5 protein-coding genes and 2 pseudogenes are annotated in these 4,247 nt (G+C 54.7%); 5 read left to right on the top strand and 2 right to left on the bottom strand.

Translation table 11 applies throughout. The features are described from left to right. Position 1: 1 nt before the first annotated feature. The 4 genes and pseudogenes from ASD07_RS31800 (at position 2) to ASD07_RS30295 (ending at position 2,482) form a co-directional block, all read left to right on the top strand. Entirely contained in the window at positions 2 to 505 is a 504-nt protein-coding gene (locus tag ASD07_RS31800; protein ID WP_307144708.1) for a hypothetical protein, read from the top strand. Then, positions 408 to 1,592: pseudogene (locus ASD07_RS31795) on the top strand (polymorphic toxin-type HINT domain-containing protein); the annotation flags it as partial. The gene ASD07_RS31800 and the pseudogene ASD07_RS31795, both read left to right, overlap by 98 nt. A 186-nt stretch (positions 1,593 to 1,778) precedes the next feature. Next, the gene (locus ASD07_RS31790; RefSeq protein ID WP_255357017.1) at positions 1,779 to 2,051 is read left to right on the top strand and encodes an HNH/ENDO VII family nuclease; all 273 of its coding nucleotides are present in this window, start codon (positions 1,779 to 1,781) and stop codon (positions 2,049 to 2,051) included. Then, positions 2,051 to 2,482 (top strand): SMI1/KNR4 family protein, encoded by a 432-nt coding sequence (locus ASD07_RS30295; protein WP_082507416.1) that lies wholly within the window; start codon positions 2,051 to 2,053, stop codon positions 2,480 to 2,482. The genes ASD07_RS31790 and ASD07_RS30295 overlap by 1 nt, the downstream gene beginning before the upstream one ends. Before the next feature lie 265 nt (positions 2,483 to 2,747). On the opposite strand, the pseudogene ASD07_RS32375 reads toward ASD07_RS30295, so the two are convergent. Beyond that, positions 2,748 to 3,035, bottom strand: a pseudogene (locus tag ASD07_RS32375) (integrase core domain-containing protein); the annotation flags it as partial. A gap of 23 nt (positions 3,036 to 3,058) precedes the next feature. Further along, a partial coding sequence (locus ASD07_RS32370; RefSeq protein ID WP_373922089.1) for a DDE-type integrase/transposase/recombinase occupies positions 3,059 to 3,450 on the bottom strand: 392 nt, incomplete at its 3' end. Positions 3,451 to 4,116: 666 nt separating this feature from the next. Here ASD07_RS32370 and ASD07_RS32365 point away from each other — a divergent pair. After that, positions 4,117 to 4,247 (top strand): RHS repeat domain-containing protein (locus ASD07_RS32365; RefSeq protein WP_162246580.1); only part of this gene is annotated, 131 nt, incomplete at its 3' end.

The raw sequence follows: 4,247 nt of genomic DNA, 5'->3' as shown, positions 1-4,247 counted from the left end.
GATCACCACGCTGAACTACGACGGCGAAGGCAACCTGACCGAGAAGAAGCAGGGCAGCGACAGCACCATCTACCGCTACAACGGCAACGACAACCTGATCTCGGTAGCGCGCAACGGCACCATGCTGGGCCGCTACAGCAACGACCACCTTGGCCTGCGCATCGAGAAGGAAGCCAAGGACCCGCTGCAGCCGGGTGCACCACCGGTCAAGCTGCGCACCCTGTGGGATGGCCGCAATGCCTTCCAGGACCGCGACAGCGGCGGCGAAGTCATCGCCCGCTACGACAACGACGGCCGCCACCGTCGCCACCACCGATGGCAGCGGCAAGCTGAAGAGCGAGATTGTTTACGACGCCTTCGGCAACATCACCGAGGCGACCGGCCAGAGCGCCAACAAGTTCGGCTACACCGGCCACCAGATGGATGCGGAGACCGGCCTGGTGTACTTCCAGGCGCGTTACTACGACCCGCAGCTAGGCCGCTTCATTACGCAAGACCCGTATGAAGGCGACTGGAACACGCCGCTTTCGCTGCATCATTACCTGTACGCGTATGCTAATCCGACGGTTTATGTGGACCTGAACGGGTACCAAAACACGAGGCCAAACTGCTTCTCGCAGAATCCCGACGACTGCATGAGCGCTGAAGCGAAGCAACAGCGTACTGCCCATCGTGATGTCTATGATAGGGAGGAGCGTGCCAAGGGATCTAAGCGGTTCAGGGATTCTGTCGGAAATAACTTCGACGAGGTTCAGCGCGACAGCACTATCGATTCCGACCTGACGAAAGAGAGCTCGGAAGGCGGCATAGATGTAGAGACAATGACGCCAGGCCAAATCCAAAGCCGAAAAATGAATCGAATCGGCGTGGAGTTTGGTGAGATTGGTGGAGCAATTCTCGAAGCTGCTGGACCTGACCGATATAGCTTCGCGGGTGGAATGGCAGCAAAATATGGCGCTCGAGTGGCTAAAGCTGGCGGGAAATTCGTTTTGGAAGGCGCTAAGGACGGCTTGCGTCTTATCAATAAGGGTGCAAAAGAGCGTCGCATTGAACAACAAGCCCTTAAAGCAGAACAGCGGTTGGCGGCGAAAGAGGCTGAGCATGCCGCAATGCCCCGCCAAGCCGCAGAAGGCAGTCCGCGGCGCAGTCCATGCAAGTCTTGCTTTGTTGCTGGCACGCTAGTATCCGTTCAGGGTGGATTCAAATCCATTGAAGATGTTCGCGAGGGCGATCTAGTACTTTCGAAGAGCGATGTGACTGGCGAGCTCGCATATAAGCCAGTCCTAAAACTGATACTCACGCAAAACAAGGGCGTGTTTGATCTGACATTGCGTAGCGCGACCGGTGAGTCAGAAACGTTGACTGTGACCGATAACCATCCATTCTGGGTGTTAAACAAGGGCCGCTTTATTGAAGGCTCCGAGGCGTCAGGATGGGTCGAGAGTGGGAAACTGAAGCTGGGTATGCTTGTCCAGTCAAACGATGGAACTGGACTCGATGTGGTTTCATTGGTCGACCTGCATCGATCTCCGGAAACATACAACCTAACTGTAGATGACTTCCATTCATATTTTGTCGGTCACTTGAGAGCTTGGGTGCATAATGTTGACTGCATCGAGACTTGGGATGCCGAAGGCGGACGTCCTGCCGCTGAAGTGGCTACAACGCGCCGACTGAAGTACTGGGAAGAGCCTCGCGTCGTTGGAGTCGACCGAGTCGGGTATAGAAAAGTCTATTCCAGAAATGATCTATTTGACCCTTATCACAGTGTGGATGGAATGACCAATATTCAGCGAATGAAGAAAGGCAGGCCTCCGATTGGCTACGATGGAGAGAAAGTAAACCTTCATCATCTTACTCAAGATGAACCGGGTGCTTTGGCAGAGGTAGGTGGGAAACTACATTCGGACAACACGAAAATATTGCATGGCCTTACTGAACCGGGCAAGAGTTTCAGGTACTCGGTGGATGGGAAGACGACAGACGCGGAGAAGGCTTTTAATAATTTCCGTTATTGGTACTGGACAGAACGGGCAAAGGGCTTTAAGTGATGCTTGATTTCGTAGAACAATTGATCGCTGCGAATGCCGATCTCGCCGATGTTGGAACTCCTCAGCCGGATCAGGAAATAAGAAACGCCGAGGAAACGCTTGGGCTCAAATTTCCTGAATCATTTACCGACTATTTGAAACGTTGGGGATGGGTGTCGTTTGGTCCTAACGAGTATTTGGGATTAGGCGCAACGATGCAAAACATTGTGCGAGAAACAGGACGAGCCCGCCTTTCGTGTAATTTGCCGAATCATATGATTGTTGTATGTGATCACGATGGTGATGAATTTGTTTGCATTGACACATCCGAACGCAACAATGGGGAATGTCGCGTGATTGTCTGGGACTGTCCGTCAAAATCTTACTCACGTTATCGCGCAAAAGATTTTGCTTCGTTTCTTGAAGATGATATGCGCGCTTTTCTGGAGTAATAGCTGCCCCTGCCCCTGCTGCCCCGTTCAGTTGCCCCGTTCAGTGTTCAGTTGAACTTGGGGTAGGGGCTGCGGGCCACTTTTTTCAAACCAAAAGCGGCCCCACAATGCACAACTCGCTGACCATTGAGCCGTTTTTTTCAGCAAATTGTACGATCGCTCGAATTAATGTGCCTAGTATTTCAGCAGTTCCTGGATGGTGGGCGAGCGCGAGCCTGAACACCTGTCGTTCGCCATGTTCAACAGACCGCCACTCGGTTGCTGGCTAATGCAGCGGCACGAATCCTTTCAATAGCCCGTTCCAGCCCTGGAAAGGAACGAACGCTTTCGGTGAGTTCAGATAAGGATTGATTCCGCGCCAGGCCTCCATCGGTGTCCAGCCAAACAAATGCTGATGCGGCCGAATCTCGTTGTACCACTTCCTGAATGTGGCAAGCAGCGAGTCCAGGTCCTGCGGGCGTTCAGGCACCAGCAAGTTCAGCTTCTGCTTCAAGGTCAGGAACAAGCGCTCGATGCGCCCGTTTTGCCAGGGCTTGCCACGCCCGATAAAGCGATGCTTGATGCCGAGCGCGCGCNTTCAGCTTCTGCTTCAAGGTCAGGAACAAGCGCTCGATGCGCCCGTTTTGCCAGGGCTTGCCACGCCCGATAAAGCGATGCTTGATGCCGAGCGCGCGTAGTCCTTGCGCGAATTCCTTGCTGTGGAAGACCGGTGCGTTGTCGGTGCAAATCCGCTGGGGCTTACCGTAAATGGCAACGGCTGCACGCAGTTCTTTCAGTAGCGCCTTCGATGTCTGGCCCGCTGTGCGGGAAAGATGAATGCAAAGGCGCGTGCCGCAGTCGATGATGCCAAAGATGAAGTGCACATTACCTGCCACGTCTTGTTTGCCGGTAGCATCCACACCCCATTCTTTGTTGGCTGGAATATGTTTCGGCTGCCGGTGTTTGGTGCGCTGCTGGACAGCGCGCATGTTCGAGGCGTAGCGCCGCAGCCAGTCGCAAATGGTGCCTAGGCTGATCGACTGGCCAAGGGCTGCGCCCTGCCGATCAAACTGGGCCTTGATCTGACGGATGCTCAGGCCGTGCCGATGCAACGCCAGCACCAGTTCGACCGCCCAGTCGGGCTTGCGGTTGCGCCGCGTTTGGCGCGGTGGTGCAGGGCGAACTCGCAAGTTTGGTGGCTGCGCCGCTCGTGCGAAATCGGCTAACAAAGCTTGCTTGCGCAGCACTTGCCGCAGATGCTTGCTCCACCAGTCCATGAAGTAGATGTAGTACTGAAGCAGAAAATTCATTTGCTATAGTTGTTTGTGCAGATTTTTCCGCATGAACTGGTCATCGAAAGTGAACATCATAAATGCAGTTTTCGCCTTTAACGGCAGGCGGTATCTCCACGCGGCAGCATCAATCAAGTAGAATTCTGCCCGCCCGCCCATGCAAACGTTCTGCCGACGTAAAGTGGCAATCGATCTTTAAAAATTCGTTTCATTTGCAGCCCACGAAACGTTGATTTCGCGGGCTGCCGGAGGCCATGAGCCTCTATTGAACAGCAGAACGGGTCCTACAGCTACGACCGCCGCAACCTGCGCACGTCCGAGAACCGCCTGCTGGCKGCGATCACCAGGTTCGAACTGGAYAGCGTGGGCGACGTGGCGAAAGTCATCGACCCCGARGGCCGCCAGACCGTCAACACGCATGACGCCCGCCGCCGCCTGACTTCGGTCACCAACGCCCTGGGSCAGACCACGACSTACGAATACGATGGCGCGGG

The organism is Duganella sp. Root336D2 (genome assembly GCF_001425005.1).
Classification (GTDB): Bacteria; Pseudomonadota; Gammaproteobacteria; order Burkholderiales; family Burkholderiaceae_D; genus Rugamonas.
This window is presented reverse-complemented; position numbering and strand designations above follow the sequence as displayed.

Coding starts and splice junctions, on each gene's coding strand:
- ASD07_RS31790 (WP_255357017.1), top strand. CDS start 1,779: ATGACCAATATTCAGCGAATGAAGAAAGGCAGGCCTCCGATTGGCTAC.
- ASD07_RS30295 (WP_082507416.1), top strand. CDS start 2,051: ATGCTTGATTTCGTAGAACAATTGATCGCTGCGAATGCCGATCTCGCC.